Below are 23,486 nucleotides of genomic sequence, written 5' to 3'. Positions count from 1 at the left end.
CCTTTAACCCTTTTGGGGGATTGGTATTGGCGGGGATTGTGTTAAACTTGGTGTGCAAATTTGGCGGTTTGTGGGCGCTTGTGGTATGGGCGCACCCTAAAATCTGTGATAATTTATTCTTGATATTGATGATGATTTTTTAAAATATCTTTTTGATTTTAAAAGACTATTTATTAAAAAAATATTCATAATTTTATCATTTTCTAAATCACTAGGTATTTAGCGCCAAAGCGTTTATAATAAGCCCAAAAGTGTATCACAAGAGATTTGTTACATTTTCATCAGATTGCCACAATGTTGGCATATACTGAGCGCACCAGCGTGCATTATGCTGGCAGCGGCAGATTTTGTTCATTCTAACAACGCAAACGTAGGACAACTTATGACGACCTATTATCAAGATCCTGATCACGTCGAGACCCAAGAGTGGCTTGACGCATTTGCTTCGGTCATCAAAAATGCCGACAAAGAGCGCGCGCAATTTTTGCTAAAAGCGCTGTATAACATGGCGGTGCAAGAAGGCTTGCCGTTCAACCGCCTAGACACCGCTTATATCAACACCATTCCTGCTGAAGACGAGCCGACTTATCCGGGCGATTTGCACATGGAGCGCAAAATCCGTGCATTGGTGCGTTATAATGCCATGGCGATGGTTGCGCGTGCCAATGATAATGACGATGAGTTGGGCGGCCACTTGGCGACTTTCGCATCATCAGCAACGCTGTACGAAACGGGCTTTAACCACTTTTGGCGCGCACCAGACGAAAACTTTGGCGGCGACATGATTTATTATCAAGGTCATGGCGCTCCGGGTATGTACGCGCGTTCGTTCCTAGAAGGTCGTTTGTCTGAAGAGCAGCTGACCAATTTCCGCCGTGAGATTGGCGGTAAAGGCTTGTCAAGCTATCCGCACCCATATTTGATGCCAGATTATTGGCAATTCCCAACCGTTTCTATGGGCTTGGGGCCAATCACTTCTATTTACCAAGCGCATATCCAAAAATACCTAACCAACCGCAAACTTATCAAAGACGAAAATCGTAAGATTTGGGCATTCCTAGGCGATGGTGAGACGGACGAGCCAGAAAGCTTGGGTGCAATCAGCTTGGCTGGCCGTGAGAAGCTGGACAATCTGATTTGGGTGATTAACTGTAACTTGCAGCGCTTGGACGGCCCTGTGCGTGGTAACGGCAAAATCATTCAAGAAATGGAATCGGTATTCCGTGGTGCTGGCTGGCGTGTGATTAAGGTGATTTGGGGCGACCATTGGGACAGCCTCCTTGCCAAAGACCACACTGGCGCACTTAAAAAACGTATGGAAGAAGTGGTGGACGGTGAATACCAACTTTACACCGCGCGTGATGGCGCATTCGTGCGTAAAGAATTCTTTGGTAAATATCCTGAACTTGCCGAAATGGTGAAGGATATGTCTGATGAAGAATTGATGCACCTAAACCGTGGCGGCCACGATCCGAAGAAAGTTTATGCTGCTTATGCAGAAGCGATGAAAACCAAAGGTCAGCCAACGGTTATCCTAGTGAAAACCGTGAAAGGCTATGGCTTGTCTAGTCAAATCCAAGCGGTGAACAAAGCGCACCAATTGAAAAAAATGAACGCAGAAGGCTTGCAATACTTCCGTGATCGTTTTGATTTGCCATTGTCTGACGAAGACCTAAAAACTTTGCCATTCTACCGTCCATCAGAAGATTCGGCAGAATACAAGTACCTAATGGGTCGCCGCCAAGCGCTTGGTGGACACTTGCCAGCTCGCCGCAGTGGTCATATTCCACTAAATATTCCTGAGCTGTCAATCTTTGATCAAGTGCTACAAGGCTCAAAAGGCAAAGAGCAATCTACCACAATGGTATTTGTGCGCTTACTGTCAGCACTTTTGAAAAACAAAGACTTGCAAAAATACGTTGTGCCAATCGTTCCTGACGAAGCGCGTACCTTTGGTCTTGAAGGTATGTTCCGCCAGTTGGGCATTTACTCAGCCGCAGGTCAAAACTATGTGGCAGAAGACGCAGAAGCCTTGATGGGCTATAAAGAAGCCACTGACGGTCATATGCTAGAAGAAGGCATCAACGAAGCGGGCGCAATGAGTGCGTGGATTGCTTTGGCAACCAGCTACTCAACCAACGCCTTGCCAATGATTCCGATGTACATCTACTACTCAATGTTCGGCTTCCAGCGCATTGGCGACTTGGCATGGCTTGCTGGCGATATGCAAGCGCAAGGCTTCTTGTTTGGCGCAACCGCAGGCCGCACCACACTAAACGGCGAAGGCTTGCAGCACCAAGACGGCCACAGCCATATCCTATTTGGCACCGTACCAAACTGCGTAACTTATGACCCATGCTTCGGCTATGAATTGGCGGTCATCATGCATGACGGTATGCGCCGTATGTATGGCGAAGGCGAGCGTGTGTACTACTACATCACCTTGATGAACGAAAACTACGACCAACCTGCAATGCCAGCTGGTGTAGAAGAGGGCATCAAGCGCGGTATGTACCTGCTAGAAGACAACGGCTCAAGCCAAGTACAGCTGCTGGGTTCGGGCGTAATCTTGCGTGAAGTACAAAAAGCAGCACGCATTTTGGCAGACGACTACGGCATCAAGGCAAACGTATGGAGTGTAACCAGCTTCAACGAGCTGACTCGTGATGGCATGGCGTGCGACGACTACAACCGCCTACACCCAACAGACGAAGCTAAGACTCCGTGGGTAACCGAGCAGTTGGCAGGTCATGAAGGTATCGTGGTTGCAGCAACTGACTATATGCGCAACTATTCAGAGCAAATCCGTGGCTGGCTACCAGCTGGTCGTGCGTACACTACGCTAGGTACTGATGGCTTTGGTCGCTCAGACACGCGCCAAAACCTACGCAGCTTCTTCCATGTGGACGCAGCGCATATCGTGATTGCTACCTTGAAAAAACTTGCCGACCAAGGCGAAGTGGCACTAAGCGTGGTAGAAGAAGCGATTGGTAAATTGGGCGTGGACGCAAGCCAAGCACCAGCGTGGCAGCCACAACCACACTTTGACCACTTCCCAGATGCACCGCCTGCATCGGTAAGCACCGATCCAAAACCAGTGCCAGAATTGATTGACGAAGACTAACCCAAATTTAGGAGAAAATCATGGAAATTAAAGCCCCAGATTTGGGTGTAGACAGTGCCGAAGTTGCTGAAATTTTGGTGAAAGTTGGCGATACCGTCAGCGAAAACGACAACATCGTGCTGGTAGAGTCAGACAAAGCATCTGTAGAAATTCCTGCTGGCGCAAGTGGCGTGGTGAGCGCGATTTTGGTAAACGTGGGCGATCAAGTCAGTGAAGGCAGTGCGCTAATCAGCATTGACAGCGCCGCACCTGCCGCTGCACCAGCCCAAGAAGAAGTAAAACCTGCCGAAACTGCTGCGCCAGTTGCCCAAGAAGCAAGCCCTGCACCAGCGGTAGCAGCAGGCGCAAGCCAAACCCACGCCTTGCCTGATTTGGGCGTGGACAGCGCAACCGTTGCCGAAATCATGGTAAATGTGGGCGATACGGTAGAAAAAGATCAGCCGCTGCTTTTGGTGGAGTCTGATAAGGCTTCGGTGGAAGTGCCTGCGCCAGTGGCAGGTAAAGTTGAAAAGCTTCTTGTTAATGCTGGCGACAGCGTGGCAAACGGTCAGGACTTTATTGTGATTGCTGGCGATGAATCTGCCGCGCCAGCACCAGCTGCGCCACAATCAGCACCGCAAGCTCAAGCAGAAACTCAGCCACAAGCGCAAGCTGCTGCACCGGCACAAGCAGGCGGTAGCCAAACTTATAACCTGCCTGATTTGGGTGTGGACAGCGCAGAAGTTGCCGAAGTGATGGTAAACGTGGGCGATGAGGTAACTGAAGGTCAGTCGCTACTTTTGGTGGAATCAGACAAAGCGTCTGTAGAAGTGCCAGCACCTGCCACAGGCAAGGTTGAAAAAGTCTTGCTAAAAGCTGGCGACAGCGTGGCAAACGGTCAAGCGTTCATTGTGATTGCTTCTGCATCTGCTGCACCAGCACCACAAGCTGCGCCAAAAGCAGAAACGCCAGCAAGCCCAGCGCCAGCCGCACAGCCAGCTGCCAAGCCTAGCGCACCAGCACCTGCCACTGCTAAACTGCCAGAAGCGGAAGTGAATAAGCGTGCCAAAGACGCTCATGCAGGTCCTGCAGTGCGCAAATTGGCGCGTGAGCTTGGCGTGGACATCAGCCGTGTAACAGGTACTGCAGCGCACGGACGTATCCTAAAAGAAGATTTGTTCGGCTATGTGAAGTCGGTGATGACAAATATTGACAAGCCTGCTGCTGCGCCAATTGCCGCTGCTGCACGCTCTGGTTTGCCGCCGCTGCCTGATATGTCAAACAAAGAAATTTGGGGTGAGATTGAAGTTCAAGACTTGACACGCCTACAAAAAGTGTCAATTCCACAGTTGAACTTGAATACTTATTTGCCACAAGTTACGCAGTTTGATTTGGCAGACATTACCGACACCGAAAATCTGCGTGGCGAGCTAAAAGGCGAGTTTAAGGCGCAGGGCATTGGTCTGACGATTTTAGCATTCATCGTAAAAGCGGTGGCGTATGCCTTGACGCAGCACCCGAAGTTCAACAGCCATCTGTCAGACGACAACACGCAAATCATCGTACGCAAGTCGGTGAATATGGGTATTGCCGTGGCGACTGAAGAAGGCTTGATTGTGCCAGTGATTCGCAATGCGCAAGACAAAGGCATTAAGCAGCTTGCCATTGAAATTGGCGAACTTGCCAAAAAAGCACGCGATAAGAAGCTGGCTGCTAAAGACTTGCAAGGTGCGTCTTTCACCATTTCAAGTCAAGGCAACATGGGCGGCACTTACTTTACGCCGCTGGTCAACCACCCACAAGTGGCGATTTTGGGCATTTCAGAATCTACCTTCCAGCCACGCTGGAACGGCAAAGAATTTGAGCCATGCTTGATGTTGCCATTGTCGTTGTCTTATGACCATCGTGTGATTAACGGTGCGGACGCTGCGGTGTTCACACGTTATATCGCCAAGTTGCTTGCTGACCCACGCAAAATCTTGCTATGATTTAATCGTGAGTTTTTACAACAAAAATAAACAAAAAAGGTGGTGCATGCCGCCTTTTTTGTTGCTATTATGGTTTGGATAACTGTGTGGTTTATTCTAAGGCTTTGTAAGTTTTAAAATCTTTTATATATCAAAAACGAAAGCTCAAGAAAACTCTTAAACATGCTTTTGGAGATAAAATATGCGCAAATTTTTACTGGCTGCCCCTATACTGCTTCTGGCAAATGCCGCTACCGCCAATTACGCTTTTAATAATACTGACGTGGTTGGTTCATGGGAATGCGACAGCACCAAGCGTTATTTGGACAACGGCATCGTCATTGAAGCAAAGGCATTTTACGATCTGACAGCAGATGGCGATACGGCATTTCAAAGCGTGGGCAAGTTCTTCCATAACGGCACTTTGGCGGCCACCCACCAAACTACTGGACATGCTAAATGGCAGCTTGATGATGGTTTTTTGTATTTTCCTATGCCGACCATCACCTCTTATGAAGTATTTAATCACACCATCAATCAAAGTATTAAAGACACCAATGCATTGCTGTCTTATCAGCATTCTTATGCCAACACAATGGCAAATGATAAGCGCGCCATCGTCTTTTTGGATAAAAACCATTTTCGCTACGCCAAGCGTTTGACCACCGACATTAACTCAGACGTTCATGAAAACGAACATCTTTGCACACGTCTTTAAATGAATAAGGTGAGCAAAGCAAAGCTTAACTGGTTAATTTCATTTACAAAAACTTGGGTGGTTTGGATTAAAAATAAAGATTTGTCTGCATAGGTTTTTGTCTTGCCGTCTTTAATGTTTGCCAGCACAGCCGTTTTAAATGCAATTTAATGCAGATAATTTGTTAATGACAAATTGCCATTGAAAATTTAAAAAACACCAAAAATCAAGGGGAATAAAATGAGTTACACGCCACCAGCCGTTTGGAATTATGCCGACATTCAAGCCAAAATGGGCGGCAAATTTGGCAGCACCAATCGCCCAACGGCAGGCGCACGCCACGAGCAAACCTTGCCAAAAGGCGATAAACCATACCAACTTTACAGCCTAAATACACCAAACGGTGTCAAGGTGAACATCATTCTTGAAGAGCTTAGAGCGCTTGGTTTACTTGACTTTGATGCGTTTAAAATTGACATCTTAGCAGGCGATCAGTTCGGCTCTGATTTTGTGGCAATCAATCCCAACTCAAAAATCCCTGCGCTTGTGGATTATAGTAATGATACGCCTGTATCAGTTTTTGAAAGTGGGGCGATTTTGCTGTATTTGGCGCAAAAATACGGCAAATTCATGCCAAGCGCGCCAGCCGAGCAAGCGAGCGTGTATTCGTGGCTGATGTGGCAGATGGGTTCTGTGCCGTTTTTGGGCGGTGGTTTTGGGCATTTTTATGCCTATGCGCCAGAGCCGATTGAATACGCCATCAACCGCTATGCCATGGAAACCAAACGCCAGCTGGACGTGCTAAATCAGCATTTGGCAACGCATGAATACATGGCGGGCGAGTATGGCGTGGCGGACATGGCGATTTACCCTTGGTATGGCTGGCTGGTGCTTGGCAAGCTGTATGTGAGCGAAAACTATAACGCCGCTCAATTTCTAAGCGTGCAAGATTACCCAAACGTGATTCGCTGGGCGCAGCAAATCGCCAAGCGTGAAGCGGTGCAAGCGGCTGAAAAATTGCAATTACAGGTAATTAACGGCTAAAATCCATCGTTTATCAGTGATTTATCGCAGCTTTTGTGCTATAATATACTCACTTGGTGAAGCAAAAGTCATCAAAACATCATTATAAATTTATCCATAAAACAGCCCGTGTATTTTAAGTTTCGCTTGCCAATCTGAGCGAGATGACAGGGTTGTCTTGGGTAAAGCAAATAAATCGATGCTTTTGCAAACTTATGACTGGTGGCACAGCCGCCTTCGGAGATTTTTATGAAACAAACCAAATTGACTCAGCGCGTATCTTTGTGCGCAGCGATGGCTGCAACTTTGATGAGCACGTCTGCGCACGCATTTATGGTGGATAAAAGCCAGCAAAGAACCATTACCGTGCGCCAAGCACCGCAGCCAGCACCACAAGTGCAGCCAGCTGTCGTGCATGTGCAGCAGACCACTCAGCAATTTGGTGCGTATGCGCCACAATCAGAGCCTTTTCAGCCTGTATCTTACGAAGCGCCAACGCCACCTGCCAGCACCACAATCACTCAAACTAAGAGCATTGTTCCCGCCAGCCAAGTAAACACAACCACAACCACCACTCCATCAAATTTCGCCACGCAAAGTGCGTATGTGCGCAATGCCAACGAGTTTGATCGCTTGGCGGTAACCACCAATTCATCAGCGGTGGCAGTGGTGGATTTGCAAACGGGCAATCTGATTTACGAAAAAAACATTGACGCACAGCGCTCCATCGCTTCGGTGAGTAAAGTGATGACGGCAATGGTCATCATGGATGCTGAGCTTGATATGCGTGAAGAAATCACCATCATTCCATCGGATTTGGTGGGCGCAAAACGTGCCAGCACCAATTTGCGCGCTGGCGACCGCTTGAGCCGCTCTGAATTTACGCTGATGATGCTGATGAAATCAGAAAACCCTGCGGCTAAGGCGTTGGCGCGTACTTATCCGGGTGGCTATGATGCTTTCATTGCTGCCATGAATGAAAAAGCACGCAGCCTAGGCATGTACCAAACGTCTTTTGCAGATTCATCAGGACTTGACCCGCGCAACGTCTCATCTGCCAGCGATTTGATTAAGATGATGCGTGCGGTAAACAGCAATCCACGCTATCAAACCGTGCGTAATTTCTCAACTGCGCCGAGCTACGATTTTTACGTTACCAATTACAACACAGGCGATCGCACCTTGAAAATGGCAAACACCAGCCGTTTGGTGCGTGCAGGCGGTCATCCGATTGGCGTGTCAAAAACAGGCTACATCCGAGAAGCAGGCTACTGCGTGGTGATGGAAACGCACGTCAATAACCGTCCTGCCATCGTGGTACTGCTGGGTGCAAGCGCATCAAACAACCGTTGGGCAGACGCTGAAAATATCCTAACTCAGCTGGCTTATCGCAACTGATAACCGATATGAAAGCTGTAAACGCAAAAACCGCCTATTTTATTGGGCGGTTTTGTTTTTGGCGGCGACTTTTACTTTTAATGACAGCTTTGGTGATGGCTGATGGTAGATTTGGGTAAAAATTTCAGTCGTGATTGAGTGGTTTATTTGGGCAAGGCGGCATGGGTTGGCATTTTGGCAGATTGGCGATATAATGCAAGCTGTGTTTGGCTTGGCTAAACTTGACTTGGTTGAGCTTGGAGCGATTAAACTTCGCTCAATCAATCATCAAGCCTAATCAAGCAATCAAACCGTCAATCAAGCAACACTTAAATCCCTAAGCCAAAACCAGCAAAACCGCCATGACAAACCCAACCACCAAAACCACCGCAGCAAAAATCAGCGCACCAAAATTATACCTGCTTACCAATGACGATGAAATCAGCACTTTGCTGGATAAATTGGAGCGTGCGCTGGATACGGGCGTGGTGTCAGTGCTGCAAATTCGCCGTAAAAGTACCTTGCAGCAGTACGATTTGGCGACAGTATACCAAGAAGCTGAACTGCTTGTCAGTCTTGCCAGTGAATACGGCGTGGACGTGGTGATGAACGATGATTTGGAGCTGGCGTCGCATTTTAGCACAGGGCTGCATTTGGGACAGCGTGATGGCAGCGTGCGTGTGGCGCGCGAGATTTTGGGCGACGACGTCATCATTGGGCGTACTTGCCACTCTGATATGGCGCTGTTTAAAGAAGCCAAGCGTGAAGGCGCAACTTATGGCGCGATGGGGACGATGTTTGCGTCCATCACCAAACCCAAAGCCACCATCGTACCGACCGCCACCATCAAAAAGACGATTGATGTGAATTTTCCGCTGTGTTTGATTGGTGGTATCACGCTGGATAATGTCGGTTATATTCGTGATGAGCTGGCGGACGTGCCGATTGAATACATTGCCGTAACTGCCGACATCATGAGCCACAGCAGCGATACCATTGCCGCCAAATGCCGTGCGTGGCGCAGTAAATTGTCAGCGTGGTAACTATAACAATTTGCCAGCTTGCTGATTTGTCGGTTTATAGATTTTAACAAATACCACTTGATGATTTCTCACAATTTTTCGTACTTATTTTGTAAATACATTGTCATTTTAAAATACATACAAATAATAAATACCAAACATACCGCATGAACATTTCTATCACTGCACCAAAACAAAAACCCAACCACATCACCACCTTTGCACCTGTGCATGGACTTGGCAAATCCTTTTGGCTTGCCAATTATGCCAAGCAAAATCCTGATACGCTCTTGCTTGTCATCACCGCCGATCAAAATGAGCTGAATCAGCTGGACACTGAGCTTGATTTTTTTGGTGTGTCGGCGCGCGTGTTTGCCGATTATGAAACGCTGGTGTATGACAAGCTGTCGGTACATCAAGACATCATTTCTGAGCGCATTAGCTTGCTGAGCGATATGCCAAACAGCGGCGTGCTTTTGGTGAGTGTGCAGACGCTGATGCAGCGTGTGGTGCCGCCTGCGTTTTTGCTGGGGCGGCATTTTGATTTGGCGGTGGGCGCAACTTTTGACATTGAAGCCACACGCCAACGACTGACCAAAGCAGGCTATAAATCTGCCGAAAACGTCTTTGAGCCGGGTGAATTTGCCGTGCGTGGCAGCGTGGTGGATATTTTTGCGATGGGGCAGGCGTTGCCGTTTCGTATTGATTTGTTTGACGATGAGATTGAAAGCATTAAGTTTTTCAATCCAGAAACGCAGCGCACGCTTGCTGATGAAGACTTGGACACGCTAAAAAAAGACGCTTTGGCTGGCAAAAATACTTTGCTGCTAAGCCAACTGCCAAAGAAAGCAAAGGTGAGCAAATTTAGTATTTTGCCCGCCCAAGAATTTGCGCTGGACGAAGCTAAAGAGCTGTTTCGCCAAAATTTTGCAAGGCTGTTTCCCAATGCGTCTGCACGCAAATTTGAGCTGTACAACGATGTGATGTCAGGTATTGTGCCAGCAGGGATAGAGTATTATACGCCGCTGTTTTTTGAGTTTGATGAATGGCTTGCGACTGGTTCTTTGTTCGCATATTTGCCGACAAATACGCTGGTGGTTTGTGATGATAAGTTGGCAGAATTTCACCAAGAATTTTGGTCGCAAGTGGTGGCACGCTTTGACAATCGTAATCACGACAAAGATTCGCCCATCGTACCGCCTGATTATTTGTACTTGCCAAGCAACGAATTTTTTCAGCAGCTAAAACCGTATCCGCGCGCAAGTTTTATCAAGCAAGATGGTGCGGCTTGCGATGAGCTAGCCAAAACAGAGCAAGCCAAAACATTGCCTGCACTCAATGCCAAAAGCCACACACCGCCTGCGCTACCCATCAATCATAACAAGCCAGAGCCGCTGGAAGCATTGCTTAATTTTATCCAAAAAAGTGGCGCACCTGTGCTTTTGGTGGCGGAGACGGCAGGGCGGCGCGAGATTATACTTGAGCTGCTCAAGGGTAAAATTGACGTGGCGCTGGTGGCAAATTTTGCTGAATTTTATGAACAATCATCAGAATTCACACAAGATAAAATCGCCCTAACCATCGCACCAATTGAGCGTGGTTTGCACTTGACGAGCGATGATGGGCAAAATCTGTGCGTGATTAGCGAAACGCAAATTTTTGGCAGACAAGTCTTACAAACACGTCGCCGCCGACAATCCAGCGTGTCGCAGACGTTTTTGGTCAAATCTGTAACCGAGCTGACCGAAGGCAGTCTAGTGGTGCATATTGAGCATGGCATTGGGCGTTATTGCGGGCTGGTGGTGCTGGACGTGGGCGATGGCGAGCAGGAATTTATCCATCTGACTTATGCCGATGACGCCAGCATTTATGTACCGATTACCAATCTTGCGCTGATTGGGCGCTACAGCGGTACGGACAGCGAAGCGGTGCAGCTGTCTAAAATCGGCAGCGGCAAGTGGGATAAAGCCAAGCAAAAAACGCTGACGCAGATTTATGATGTGGCGGCAGAATTGCTCAACGTGCAAGCCAGACGTAACGCCAAGCAGGGCATCAGCTTTACGGTGGAGACGGCAAATTATGAACTGTTCGCCAGTCAGTTTGCCTTTGAAGAAACCATCGACCAAGCGCTTGCCATTGAAAGCGTGCTGAATGATATGAAGCAAAATAAACCGATGGATCGGCTGATTTGTGGCGATGTGGGCTTTGGCAAGACCGAAGTCGCCATGCGTGCGGCTTTTGTGGCGGTGCAAGCAGGCTATCAAGTGGCGGTGCTGGTGCCGACCACGCTGCTGGCTGGGCAGCACGAAGATAGCTTTAGAAGCCGTTTTGCTGATTGGCCGGTGCGCATTGAGAGCTTGTCAAGATTTGCCAGTAAAAAGGCGCAAGATGGCGTGCTGGCGGATTTGGCGGACGGCAAGGTGGACATCGTCATCGGTACGCATAAATTACTACAAAATGACGTGAAATTTAAGCAGCTGGGGCTGATGATTATTGACGAAGAGCACCGCTTTGGCGTGCGCCACAAAGAAAAAATCAAAGCCATGCAATCAGATGTGGACAGCTTATCCATGACCGCCACGCCTATTCCACGCACGCTGAATATGGCGCTGTCTGGTATGCAGGACATTTCTATCATTGCCACGCCGCCAGCACGCCGCCTTGCGATTAAAACCTTTGTTGCGCCAAAGTCGGACGAAATCATCAAAGAAGCGATTTTGCGTGAGATTTTGCGTGGTGGACAGGTGTACTTTTTGCACAATGACGTGGCAAGCATTGAAGCGATGGCGCAAACCTTGCAAGAGCTGGTGGTAGAAGCGCGCGTGGGCGTGGCGCATGGGCAAATGCACGAGCGTGAGCTGTCGGCGGTGATGAGTGATTTTTACCACAAAAAAACCAACGTACTGATTGCCAGCACCATCATTGAGACAGGCATTGACGTGCCAAATGCCAACACCATCATCATCAATCGTGCGGATAAATTCGGCCTAGCGCAGCTGCATCAGTTGCGTGGGCGAGTGGGGCGCAGCCATCATCAGGCGTACTGTTATCTTTTGGTGCCGTCCATCAAGGGCTTGACGGCAGACGCCAAAAAACGCCTTGACGCCATCACCCGTGCCAACACTCTAGGCGCAGGATTTATGCTTGCCAGCGAAGATTTGGAAATTCGTGGTGCAGGCGAAATCTTGGGCAAGGAACAGTCAGGCAATATGCAGACCATCGGTTTTGGGCTGTATATGGATATGCTGACGCGTGCGACCAAAGCGATTAAGGCGGGTAAAACGCCAAGTCTTACCACGCCACTTGATTTGGTGAGCGACATCAATATCCATGCGTCTGCCTTGATTCCCAATGACTATCTGGGCGATGTGGCGGAGCGTTTGCTGTTTTATAAGCGCATCAGCACCGCAGAAGATGTGCCAGAATTAAACGACATTCGCACTGAGATGATTGACCGCTTTGGTGCGCTGCCAGCCGCCACGCAAAACCTATTTAGCGTGCATCGCCTGCGTATCAAGGCGCACACACTTGGCATTACCAAGATTGACGCAGCGGCGCACGGCATCAGCTTTGAATTTAAACCAGACACGCCTGTGGACGGCATGGCAATCATTCGCCTGATTCAAAGCGGCGATGACAAGCACGGCAGTTATCGCATGAATGGCGCAACAGGGCTAAAATTCATCAGCAAGGCAGAGATGGACGTGCAAGCGCGCCTTGATAAGTGCAGTGAATTGCTGCATTATTTTGGTAATAGCGTTAATAACACAAAAGCGGAGTGATGGGTTATCACCGCTTTGTTAAGCAATAAAACATTTCAAAAAAACACCCCAAAAGCTAAGCCTTTGGGGTGTTTTATCAATCACAATCGTGAAATGCCAATCAGCGGATTTTCCACTCAGCGAATTTCTACGGTTGCGCCATTTTTGATGTTAGCGTGAACTTCCAGAACGTCCCAGTTGGTCAGGCGAATACAGCCAAGCGACTGCTGACGACTGATGCCTTCAGGCACAGGCGAGCCGTGAATGCCGTAGCTTGGCTTGTTTAGCCCAATCCACACCACGCCCACAGGGCTGTTTGGGCCGGGTGGTAAGAAATAATGTTTTTGATTTTCTTCGCCACGGTTCACCGTAGCTTTATAAGTCGGCATTTTTACGTTATTGATGACTTTAAATTTACCGCTTGGCGTGGCGGTGGCAATGCTGCCGATGGTGGTTGGGTAGGTTGCCACCAGCTTATCGCCATTATAAGCGTATAAGATTTTGTCGTTTTTATCGGCAATCACACGCGTGATTTGCTCTTTGAGCGGCTCGCCAGTGTTAATCACCGTGATGGTTTCGCCTGCGACAAAGCGTTTATTTGGATTAAGTTTTTTGATGTACGCCACACTCATATGAAAGCGCTCGCCCAGCATTTCTTCCACGCTTTCATAGCTGAGTGCTTTTAATTTGGAGCGTTCTGCCGCGCCACTTGGCAACGCCTTAAATGGGCCTTTGACATCGTCTTGGGTCAGCGTATAAGACACCAGCACAGGCTGATTGGCAGGGATATTTTTGATAAGCTCCGCCCAAGTGGCTTCGTTCATTTTACCTGTTTCTTCAAGCCCACGAATGCGCTGGAAATTGATGAGTGCTTTGGAAATTGATGAGTGCTTTTTTGCTGTTCATGCCCCAGCCGCCATCAATCGGGCCGGGCGATGCGTGATTCCAATCCAAAAGTGCTTGCAATTTCACCGTCATGGCGGTATTGACTTTCATATTTGGCGACCACTGCGCTTCATTGACGGCTTTGGCGTACTCCGATAAATTCAGCGTGGTGTGGCGTTTGCCGTCTTTTTCAATGCTGTTGATTGCGCTGGTGTCGGCGGCTGTCTCTGGCACAACCACTTCACCGCCCACAATATCGCCATCGGTTTGCAAAACGTCTTGCGCCGCGTCTGCGATGTCGTCTTGGGCGGCGGCTGGCACGGCAAAAATCGCCAGCAAGGCAGCAGCAAGTGCGGTTTTACGAGTTTTGGTGATTAGGTGAAAAGCGTTCATAAAACTACCGTTTATCATTGTCTAATTCTAAAATCTAATTTTAAAAATTATTGATTTTATCAAGTGAATCAATCTAAGCGCTCACTTTACCGCCAAAACACCGATTTGTCAAAACTTATTCACACGATGTACGTTTGACTTGCAGTGCGTTTGACTTGCAGTGCGTTTGACGGCAAATTGACGGTAATAAGCAGTCAGTAGGGCAATCAGCGCACCAATTCAATCGTGCCGTTGGCAGAATAGCTCAGCTTGCTGCTGCCTGCTTCCATGTTTTGCGCTTCAATGCCGCCACTTGCATCACGCAGCTTGGCAGAGTACATCATCGGCGCAACGCTGTAGCGGTTGCTGTTTAGCTGCACATTGACGATTTTGTAGTTTTGTGCGCCAAAAGAGTGGCTAATGGCAAGCGCATCGCTTTGAAAACGTTTGGCGGCTTCATGCGCCAGCTGTTTTTGGGCGGTGGCACGCGTGGCTTCAGACACGCCAAAGTTTAGGTTTTCTGTAACCATCAAGGCTTGCAAATCCGCCATCAGCTGACTGGCAGCGCTGAAATCTTGGCTTTTTAACTCAAGCGATGCACTGCCTGTAAAGCCAACAATTTTCGTGCTGCTGTTATCCGCATAGCGTAGATAAGTGCTTTGGCGGCCTGTGCTGACTTGCACATCTGGGTATTTTTTGGCGATTTTTAGCGCTTCGTTGATGGTGCGATTGAGAATTTTAGCGATGTCTTGGGCGTTGTCCGCTTGGGCGGTTTTCACCAAAGTGGCGCGCATTTCATCATTGGCAACTTCTTGGCTCACTTCGCTTTCAAAGCTGATACGGTCATATTCGGCAAAGGCAGGCGTGGCAAGGCTTAGGGCGGCAGCGGCTGCTAGGGCGTGTTTGATGTTCATAATTTTTCCTTTTTAATGATTTGTTATGTGTTGTCGTGGCGGTGCGCTGTATTTGCCGTGCTTGACAACATGGCGCATATTGCCATTCGCACTTATTATAAAACATTCATTTGTGAATGTGTGTATCGGCTTTGTAAGACGTTGCTTGCGCTTTGGTGTGGCAAGTTTTAAAGTGATACAGTCATAAAAACAGCCCAAAAAACAGCCCAATCAAGCGTCATGCCAGATTGGGCTGCATTTGAAAATGTGGATTACAGTTTGATTTTGTCTTTTAATAAAAACTCCATCAAAGCCTTTTGGGCGTGCAAGCGGTTTTCGGCTTCGTCCCACACCACCGAACGTGGGTCGTCCAGCAAATCTTCGCTGATTTCTTCGCCGCGGTGCGCAGGCAAGCAGTGCATGAACAGCACGTCTTCTTGCGCCAAATCCAAAAGCTCGGCATTCACTTGATAATCGGCAAAGTCTTTTTCACGCTTGGCTTGCTCGGCTTCTTGCCCCATGCTTGCCCACACGTCCGTTACCACCAAATGCGCGCCTTTTACCGCTTGTTTTGGGTCATCAACTAAGCGTGTGCAATGGGCGTATTTTGCCAAAAGCTCGGCATTTGGCTTATAGCCATCAGGCGCAGCAACCACCAAATTAAAGCCAAACTGGTGCGCAGCAATCATGTACGAATGGCACATATTATTGCCATCGCCCACCCATACCACAGTTTTGCCTTCGATGCTGCCACGATGCTCATAAAAGGTCTGCATATCCGCCAAAAGCTGGCAAGGGTGAAAGTCGTCCGTCAAAGCATTGATGACTGGCACGCTGGAATATTTGGCAAAAGTCTCCACTTTGGCGTGCGAAAAGGTGCGAATCATCACGATGTCGGTCATGCTGCTGATGACACGCGCGCTGTCTTCAATCGGCTCGCCACGTCCAAGCTGTGTATCGTTTGGCGACAAAAACAGCGCTTGACCGCCGAACTGTCCCATGCCCGTTTCAAAAGACACACGGGTGCGAGTGCTGGATTTTTCAAAAATCATGGCAAGCGTGCGCCCCACAAATGGACGGTAAATTTCGCCACGTCGCTGCATGGCTTTTAGTTCGCAAGCACGGCGAATCAAAGACTGCAATTCGTCTTTGCTTAAATCCATCAGAGTAAGAAAGTGGCGTACGCTCATAATTTAATCCAAAAAATAGGTTTTAATGCTGGTTGGGCTAAATTTATCTGGCGGTTTCGTCAGAAAAACCTTGATTATAGCACCGCTTTTGTCTCTTGCCTAGTGAATAAACGGGCTTTATTGCAAAAATGCTTGAAAGTTTGTTGAAATTGTCAATTAGCAACCGATGAAGCCGTCAATCGTGAGTACATGGCGAATTTAAAAAACCAAACCACAGCACGCCAGTTTGACGCACTGTGGATAGTATCAGCAATTCATACAGGGCAAAAATTATACAGGATAAAACTTCGCTGTTTTTAGCTTATTAGACTTAGCGTGGCTGCGTTTGTCGTTGCGTTCGTTTGTGCCTTTTCCAGCTCGGCTTTGGCGTGCGGCTTTTAGCGGCTTTTTATGAATGCGAGATTGCTTTTCTTTGGCGGCATTGGTAAGCCCTGTACCGACACGCTGACGCAAGCCCACGCTTTCAACGAGCTTGCCGATGTCTTTGGCATCCAGCTCAATAAAGCGGCCAGTGCGCAGCTCTTTTGGCAAAATCACCGTGCCATAGCGTGTGCGAATCAGACGTGAGACTTTGAGTTCTTGGGATTCAAACATACGGCGCACTTCACGCTTGCGGCCTTCTTTGATGGTAACGTGATACCATTTATTCACGCCTGCACCGCCACCTTCTTTGATGTCGTCAAACTTGGCAGTGCCGTCTTCTAACTCAACGCCTGTGGTCAGATTTTGGGCGATTTCTGGGGTAACTTCGCCAAGCACACGCACGGCATATTCACGCACCACTTCGCTTGATGGGTGCATCAGACGGTGCGCAAGCTCGCCATCGTTGGTGAATAGCAGCAGCCCAGATGAGTTGATGTCTAAGCGGCCAACCATCACCCAGCGATCGCCCGTCAGCTTCGGCAAGCGGTCAAACACCGTAGGGCGACCTTCAGGGTCAGAAGCTGAGCAGATTTCGCCTTCTGGTTTATAATAGCACAGCACACGGCGGCGCGTATCACGCTCGGCTTTTAGGCGTACCAAGCGTCCGTCAATGCGGATTTCATCACGGTGATTGGCACGGTCGCCAAGGCTTGCGATGGCACCATTGATGGAGACACGTCCTGCTTTAATGACTTCTTCAAGCTGGCGGCGTGAGCCAAGTCCTGCTCTGGCAAGCAGTTTTTGTAGTTTATCGCCTTCTGGCTGGCTTGATGGGGCGGATTGTTCGGTCAAATCGGTGAGATGTTCGGTCATGATAAGTCCTGTCTGCTGGGAAATTGACATTTCACAATGTTAAAAACCGATAATTATAGCACACAATGCAGCACAAAGCGATAAAAAAGTGTGGGGTGTTTAAGGGGTTTTGGTTTGGTGGTTTATTGCTAATTAGAAAAAACGCAAAACTATTGAATATCGCTGGGCTTTTTTGTAGAATGATTGTTGTTTTATTGTAACTTTATTTAACCAAATAAGATTTAACTAAATAAACAGGTGACGAAAATGAAAAAATTATGTTTGGCGGCGATGGCATCGTCTTTATTGGTGGCAGGCTGTGCCAGTATGGAGCAAATGGGCAAGGAATTTTCGCAAGTTGTCAAACAAGAAATCGCCAAGGGTCTACAGACTTATACTTATTCAACCAATCAAAACACCAGCGATGCGGTGGATTTTACAGAATATGTTAATTGCTATGTGATAGACACCAAGGAGTGTGATTATGACTATAATCCTAATGATTCTTACAGAACAAACATGCTGAAGCTCATGACACCAGCGCAAAGGGCAAGTATTGTGAGAGTGGAAGAACGGCAAGAGGACGACCCTTCAGAGACTGACGGTGGCTTTCACATGTTGACTCTTCATCTAAAAAATGCCACCGCTTATGGCGTGCCAATTGAAATGATTGAATTTGTTGATCAGCAAGTGTCCTACGGTGAGATCATCTTCTCTCGCGAAGCGGATATGTACAAGGTAAGCCGTCAATTTCCTTCAGTGATTAAGGACTTTACTGAAGAAGATCCTTCTTATGACCGTGATATTAGGTTGGTTGTTGATGATGAGTGTGATGATGGGTATTACTACTCACTTGACGCTTACACAGCCCCTACAGACTGTCGCAAGGCTGTGGAAAGAGAACCGCTGCGTGACCGAGCAGGCAAAAAACTACCAGCCCTCAATTCTCTCAATTCGCTTTTTCACGTAATTATTTTTAACCTAGACAAGAAGTCTTTGACGAGAACAGCTACTATCTAATAGCTCGCACACTCCTCTGCGCTTCACATTTAAAACCCTTGCTTTGGCTTAATCGCTAAATTTCACCCCAACGGCTTAAGCTGCTCAAGGTCGGGCAGCTCAGGCAGTTCTTCTAAGCTGGATAAGCCAAACGCGTCCAAAAATGCAGGCGTGGTATGCAGCAGCGCAGGCTTGCCGATGGTGTCTTTATGACCTTTTTCCATAATCCAGCCCTTATCAAACAGCTGGCGCAAGATATTGCTAGACACCGTTACGCCGCGCACTTGCTCGATGTCTGCGCGCGTTACAGGCTGCTTATAAGCAATCACGCTGAGCGTCTCAAGCAGGGCTTGGCTTAGGCTTTCTAGGCGTTCAGGGAAAATTTGCTGAATCAGCCGTGAGTAGCTGTCTTTGATTTGCAGGCGGTAGCCGCTGGCGGTCTTGCCAAGGGTCAGCACGCTACTGCTTAGGCGTTCTTGCAGGATAATCAGCGCCATTTGCAGCTCATCACTGCTCATAGAAAGGTGCTTTTTTAGGTCTTGGTCGGTCAGTGGTGTTTCGCTGGCGTGCAGCAGCACTTCAATGTAGCGGCTCAAGGCTTCTGCCGTGGCGTGCGAATCCAGCAGGGCTTGACGCTCATCTTCGCTGATGGTGAGCGTGCTTTCGCTGATGTTTGCGCCAAGCGTTTCATTGTCAGCACTGCCGATGGTTTTGCTGGCGATGTGGCTTACGGTTTCGTTGATAGTTTCATTACTGGTTTGATTGCTAGAGTTGTTAGCAGCTTCGTGGGTTGTTGCCATGATGGTTTTTGTCGGTTGGGTTGTGCGGTTTGGTAAATTTAGTGCAGCCAGTGTAATTTTTGGCTTGCCATGTCATAGCCTGCGTGATTGGTGGTGGGCAGCTGGTTTTTGTTGTGCGTGCGATTTGGGTTTTGTAAGGCGTAATGCTCGCTGCTTTCATCGTCAAAATCCGCACTTGGATCGTCATCAAATCCCACCAAGCCACGCTTGATCAGCTCCAGCACTGCCACAAAACTCACCACCACGCCAAGTTTGCCTTGCGATTTATCCAAAAGCTCGGCAAAAGTCGCCACGCCTTTTTGGGAAAGCTCACGGCTGATTTTGGCAATGCGCTCAGGCAGCGGCACATGGTCAATGTTCACCGTGTGCATTTGATAATCTGGCTTGATTTGCATGGTAACTAGGCTGTTCACCAAAATTTCTGGCGAGTATTTGGGTAGCTCAGCACGCATGGCTTCCACGCTTGGCAAGCTGGTAAACGCCAAAAACACATCACGCTCAAGGCGAATCAGCTTGTCGAGTCTATGGGCAGCTTCTTTGATTTGGGCGTACTCTTCCAGCCTGCGAATCAGCTTGGCTTTTGGGCTGATTTCTTCATTATCCAGCGGTGAATGTGGCAACAGCAGCTCACTTTTAATGGCAATCAAAGTGCTTGCCATCAGCAAATAATCGCCCGCCAGCTCAAAGTACGCTTCGTCCAAATCGCCAATGTAGCGCAAATATTGCTCGGTGATGGGTAAAATTGCCGTCTCGGTCAAATCAAAATTATTCTTTTTTACCAAATACAGCAAAAAATCCAGCGGCCCTGCAAATTGCTCCAGCCAAATGGCAAAAGCCTGCGGCGGAATGTATAAGTCATCAGGCAGGCTTTCGACAGGCGTATCAAAAATGCGCACGCCTGTATCAGACGCAGGCGAAAAAGCGGCTGCGTCTGTGGTTGGTGCGTCTGATGGTTTAGTGGCGGTATTTGGCATACAGATTATTTTAGCTTGGCAAGCGGCTTAATACCCACAGCGCGGCGCACTTTATCCAACTGCTTGGCGGCAGTGCGGCGTGCTTTATTTGCGCCAAATTGCAAGATTTCTTCTAGCTCTTTTGAGTTATTCATCAGCTCAAAATAGCGTGCGCGCATTGGGGCGATTTCACGGTTGATTTGCTCAAATAAAATCTCTTTGGCTTCACCCCAGCCGATGCCTGCACGATAACGCTCGGCAAGGGCAGTGATTTCTTCAGGCGTAGCAAAGGCTTTATAAATCTCAAAAATCGTGCAATCGTCAGGGTTTTTCGGCTCTTCTGGCGCTTGGCTGTTGGTAACGATTTGCATGATGGCTTTGCGCAGAGCTTTTTCAGGGTCCACGCGCGGATTGCCATCGCCAAACAGCGGAATGGTGTTGCCGTAGCTTTTGCTCATTTTACGGCCGTCAAGCCCTGTCAAAAGCGGCATATTTTCATCAACCACCGCATTTGGCGTGGCAAATAGTGGCTTGTATTTAAAATTGAACGTGCCTGCGATGTCGCGTGCCATCTCAATGTGCTGCACTTGGTCTTTACCCACAGGGACGTGCGTGGCGTTAAACATCAAAATGTCTGCCGCCATTAGCACAGGATAGCTGAACAATCCCATGCTGATGCCGTGGTCTGGGTCGGTGTCTTCTTTGGCAGTGTTCAAATCCACCGCTGCTTTATAGGCGTGGGCGCGGTTCATCAGACCCTTGGCGCACGAGCAGCTGAGCACCCATGATAATTCTGGAATTTCGCTGATGTCTGATTGACGATAAAAAGTTACCGCTTGTGGGTCAAGTCCGCACGCCAGCCAAGTGGCGGCAATCGCACGCGTGGAGCGGTGTACTTCGTCAGGGTCAAAGCATTTAATCAACGCATGAAAATCCGCCAAAAAGAAAAACGCATCGCCAGTGCCTGCTTGAATAGCAGCATTGGCGGCGGCGATGGCAGGGCGAATTGAGCCAACATAATTGCCCAAATGCGGAATGCCTGTGGTGGTAATACCTGTCAAAATGCGTTGTTTTTCAGCGGCTTGCGCTTGTGTGGTTTGAGTGTCGGTCATGGCTGGGTTTTTTCCGTAAAAATGGTTTAAATTTGATGAGTAAACTAATTATTGATGAATGAAAGCTAAAAACTTGAGTAAACTTGCGCAATTAAGATTTTAGCAAATCCAAATCGTCCTTACATAAAGGCGGCAGTTCTTTTTTACAAAAATCTGGGTCAAGTTTGCAAATCGCCGCTTGCAAGGTGTCAATGCGCTCATCTTGTTTTTGAATGTGCGCAAGCAGGGCGGCAATGCTGGTCGCCACTGGGTCTTGGCTGTTTGGGTTTAGTCCGTAGGCGTTAAAACTTGTGTCATTGGGCGAATCTAGGCGAATGCTGCTGTCAGGCTCGCTGGCTTTGACGGGCGTTTCGCGCAAGTTTTCGCCAGCTTTGTCGTCTGTTTCGGTGTTTTTTGATTTTTTGTCAATCATGCGTGCAGCGCTGCCCACCATGGTGGCATGATCTGGCACAGGCTTGACCACCACAGCGTTTGAGCCGACTTTGGCATAATCGCCCACTGTAAAGCCGCCCAAGATTTTCGCGCCTGCGCCAATCACCACGCCATCGCCTAAGGTTGGGTGGCGTTTTGCACCTTTTTCCCAAGACACGCCGCCTAAGGTTACGCCGTGATACAAAGTAACATCATCGCCAATTTCCGCCGTCTCGCCAATCACCACGCCCATACCGTGATCAATGAACAGACGCTTGCCGATTTTGGCGGCAGGGTGAATTTCAATGCCTGTCGCCACACGGCTGACGTGCGATAAAGCGCGCGCTAAAAATTTTTGGTCGGCATTCCACAGACGGTGCGCCCCGCGGTGCAAAATGCGTGCATGAACGCCCGGGTAGGCAATCAGCACTTCAGCCTTGGAGCGGGCGGCAGGGTCGCGCTCTAGCACCGCATCAAGGTCGTCATTGATGGCGGCGGCAAGGTTTTTAAGCGTGGCGATGACAGACATAATGCTATCCTTAAAGGTCTTTGCTGTTGGGTTGTGGGTTTGCTGATTATTTTGGTTGATTAAGTTTATAAGTTTTTAATCATCAGTAAAGTAAGTTAGCTTGGCGCAGTACTGAGCCGCTCAAGCTGCAGATTGACAAAAATCAACCCATAAATCGCCTATTGTACCACACCGTGATGAATTTGGCTTGCTTTGCGTGTGTGATTTGGCGGTTTGTGCGTGCGTTGTAAGTTAAACGTAAATACATTGTAATGATTAGTCCAAACGCTGACTCACCTTGGCAAGCACCGAACGCAGCAGCGCAAATTCACGCTGATCAAGCTGCACACGGTCGGCAAGGCGTGCCAAACGCTCAGGCAAATAACGCAATTCACCATCGTGCGCCAAGCCCAATTTCACCATCGCATCAATCCACGCCTGCTCAAGGCTTCTTTGCTGGGCTTTGGTGATGGCAGGGCTGTCCCACTGGCTGCGTGTGATAAGCGCAATGCTATGCTCGTCCGCTGGCTCGGTATTTGGCAGGGCTTTGTGGGCGCACTCGTCAAATTTGGCATAGATGGCGGAGGCGATGACTTGCACGGCAGCAGCGACGTTTAGCACAGGATAGGTGGGATTGGCTGGGATTTGGATGTGATGGCTTGCCAATGCCAACTCTTCGTTGGTTAATCCACGGTCTTCTCGCCCAAATAAAATGGCAATGCGTGGCGGCTTGTTTGGCGTTTCATTGTTTAATGTTGCGCTCAATGTTGCGTCATCTGGCGTTTCGCTGCTTTCGCTGTTTTTACGACTGTCATGCGATTTTAAAAACTGCGCCATCATGGCGGCAGCAGCGTTTTGGCTGATGACAGGTTTTGGCAGATGGCGGCTGCGTGCGCTGGCGGCAAACACAAGCGCACAATCGCCAATCGCTTCATCAATGCTATCCACAATGCGCAAATTATTAAGCACGTTTGTACCGCCTGCAGCATTGGCGGTGGCGGTGTCGTCCACTGGCAAGCGTGGCGATACCACCACCAAATCACTAAGTCCCATGGTGTGCATGGCGCGTGCCGCTGAGCCGATGTTGGCAGGCAAGGTGGTATTGACCATCACAATGCGAATGCGTGATAGCCATGCGGTTAGGGTGTGATTTGATAAAGCGTGTGTCATTTTTTTGGGTTTGTTTTAAAAGTTACAC

At 48.6% G+C, this 23,486-nt stretch carries 18 protein-coding genes; 8 read left to right on the top strand and 10 right to left on the bottom strand.

Going from position 1 to position 23,486, the window contains the following annotated elements; genetic code table 11:
- Positions 1-382: 382 nt before the first annotated feature.
- From aceE to mfd, 7 genes are all read left to right on the top strand, one after another.
- Positions 383-3,124, top strand: coding sequence for a pyruvate dehydrogenase (acetyl-transferring), homodimeric type (gene aceE, locus B0181_RS05195; protein ID WP_078276451.1), 2,742 nt, complete (start codon positions 383-385; stop codon positions 3,122-3,124).
- Positions 3,125-3,144: 20 nt separating this feature from the next.
- The gene (locus tag B0181_RS05190) at positions 3,145-5,091 is read left to right on the top strand and encodes a 2-oxo acid dehydrogenase subunit E2 (RefSeq protein WP_078276450.1); all 1,947 of its coding nucleotides are present in this window, start codon (positions 3,145-3,147) and stop codon (positions 5,089-5,091) included.
- A gap of 181 nt (positions 5,092-5,272) precedes the next feature.
- Positions 5,273-5,788: a hypothetical protein gene (locus B0181_RS05185; RefSeq protein ID WP_078276449.1), complete on the top strand. Its 516-nt coding sequence runs from the start codon at positions 5,273-5,275 to the stop codon at positions 5,786-5,788.
- Positions 5,789-6,007: 219 nt separating this feature from the next.
- Positions 6,008-6,811, top strand: coding sequence for a glutathione-dependent disulfide-bond oxidoreductase (yghU, locus tag B0181_RS05180; RefSeq protein ID WP_078276448.1), 804 nt, complete (start codon positions 6,008-6,010; stop codon positions 6,809-6,811).
- A gap of 228 nt (positions 6,812-7,039) precedes the next feature.
- The gene (locus B0181_RS05175) at positions 7,040-8,188 is read left to right on the top strand and encodes a D-alanyl-D-alanine carboxypeptidase family protein (protein WP_242620169.1); all 1,149 of its coding nucleotides are present in this window, start codon (positions 7,040-7,042) and stop codon (positions 8,186-8,188) included.
- 341 nt (positions 8,189-8,529) lie between these two features.
- The gene (locus B0181_RS05170) at positions 8,530-9,210 is read left to right on the top strand and encodes a thiamine phosphate synthase (protein WP_078276447.1); all 681 of its coding nucleotides are present in this window, start codon (positions 8,530-8,532) and stop codon (positions 9,208-9,210) included.
- Positions 9,211-9,356: 146 nt separating this feature from the next.
- Entirely contained in the window at positions 9,357-12,971 is a 3,615-nt protein-coding gene (gene mfd / locus B0181_RS05165) for a transcription-repair coupling factor (RefSeq protein ID WP_078276446.1), read from the top strand.
- A gap of 116 nt (positions 12,972-13,087) precedes the next feature.
- On the opposite strand, the gene B0181_RS12370 is transcribed toward mfd, so the two are convergent.
- The 5 genes from B0181_RS12370 to rluB form a co-directional block, all read right to left on the bottom strand.
- Positions 13,088-13,774 carry a L,D-transpeptidase gene (locus B0181_RS12370; RefSeq protein ID WP_242620170.1) on the bottom strand — a complete coding sequence of 229 codons (687 nt, stop codon included), beginning with the start codon at positions 13,772-13,774 and terminating at the stop codon, positions 13,088-13,090.
- Between the two features lie 13 nt (positions 13,775-13,787).
- The gene (locus tag B0181_RS12365; RefSeq protein ID WP_242620171.1) at positions 13,788-14,228 is read right to left on the bottom strand and encodes a peptidoglycan-binding domain-containing protein; all 441 of its coding nucleotides are present in this window, start codon (positions 14,226-14,228) and stop codon (positions 13,788-13,790) included.
- A gap of 206 nt (positions 14,229-14,434) precedes the next feature.
- Positions 14,435-15,121 carry an SIMPL domain-containing protein gene (locus tag B0181_RS05155; protein WP_078276445.1) on the bottom strand — a complete coding sequence of 229 codons (687 nt, stop codon included), beginning with the start codon at positions 15,119-15,121 and terminating at the stop codon, positions 14,435-14,437.
- Between the two features lie 251 nt (positions 15,122-15,372).
- Complete coding sequence (argF, locus tag B0181_RS05150) at positions 15,373-16,290, bottom strand: ornithine carbamoyltransferase (RefSeq protein ID WP_078276444.1); 918 nt, start codon at positions 16,288-16,290, stop codon at positions 15,373-15,375.
- 270 nt (positions 16,291-16,560) lie between these two features.
- Positions 16,561-17,526 carry a 23S rRNA pseudouridine(2605) synthase RluB gene (gene rluB / locus B0181_RS05145; RefSeq protein ID WP_078276443.1) on the bottom strand — a complete coding sequence of 322 codons (966 nt, stop codon included), beginning with the start codon at positions 17,524-17,526 and terminating at the stop codon, positions 16,561-16,563.
- A gap of 246 nt (positions 17,527-17,772) precedes the next feature.
- On the opposite strand from rluB, the gene B0181_RS05140 reads away from it, so the two are divergent.
- On the top strand, positions 17,773-18,525 hold the full coding sequence (locus tag B0181_RS05140; RefSeq protein ID WP_078276442.1) for a hypothetical protein: 753 nt from the start codon (positions 17,773-17,775) through the stop codon (positions 18,523-18,525).
- A 62-nt stretch (positions 18,526-18,587) separates the two neighbouring features.
- On the opposite strand, the gene scpB is transcribed toward B0181_RS05140, so the two are convergent.
- The 5 genes from scpB to B0181_RS05115 all read right to left on the bottom strand — a co-directional run bounded on the left by scpB (position 18,588) and on the right by B0181_RS05115 (position 23,458).
- Positions 18,588-19,154, bottom strand: a complete 567-nt coding sequence (scpB, locus tag B0181_RS05135) for an SMC-Scp complex subunit ScpB (protein WP_242620173.1) — start codon at positions 19,152-19,154, stop codon at positions 18,588-18,590.
- A 188-nt stretch (positions 19,155-19,342) separates the two neighbouring features.
- The gene (locus B0181_RS05130; RefSeq protein ID WP_078276440.1) at positions 19,343-20,278 is read right to left on the bottom strand and encodes a segregation and condensation protein A; all 936 of its coding nucleotides are present in this window, start codon (positions 20,276-20,278) and stop codon (positions 19,343-19,345) included.
- Between the two features lie 5 nt (positions 20,279-20,283).
- Positions 20,284-21,369 (bottom strand): tryptophan--tRNA ligase, encoded by a 1,086-nt coding sequence (trpS, locus tag B0181_RS05125; protein ID WP_078276439.1) that lies wholly within the window; start codon positions 21,367-21,369, stop codon positions 20,284-20,286.
- A 91-nt stretch (positions 21,370-21,460) separates the two neighbouring features.
- Entirely contained in the window at positions 21,461-22,309 is an 849-nt protein-coding gene (cysE, locus tag B0181_RS05120) for a serine O-acetyltransferase (protein WP_115338196.1), read from the bottom strand.
- Positions 22,310-22,564: 255 nt separating this feature from the next.
- Positions 22,565-23,458 (bottom strand): RNA methyltransferase, encoded by an 894-nt coding sequence (locus tag B0181_RS05115; RefSeq protein ID WP_078276437.1) that lies wholly within the window; start codon positions 23,456-23,458, stop codon positions 22,565-22,567.
- Between the last annotated feature and the right edge of the window lie 28 nt (positions 23,459-23,486).

Origin of the sequence: Moraxella caviae (genome assembly GCF_002014985.1) — a bacterium.
Lineage (GTDB): Bacteria > Pseudomonadota > Gammaproteobacteria > Pseudomonadales > Moraxellaceae > Moraxella > Moraxella caviae.
Note: the sequence above shows the minus strand (reverse complement) of the source record. Positions and strands in the feature narration are given on the sequence as shown.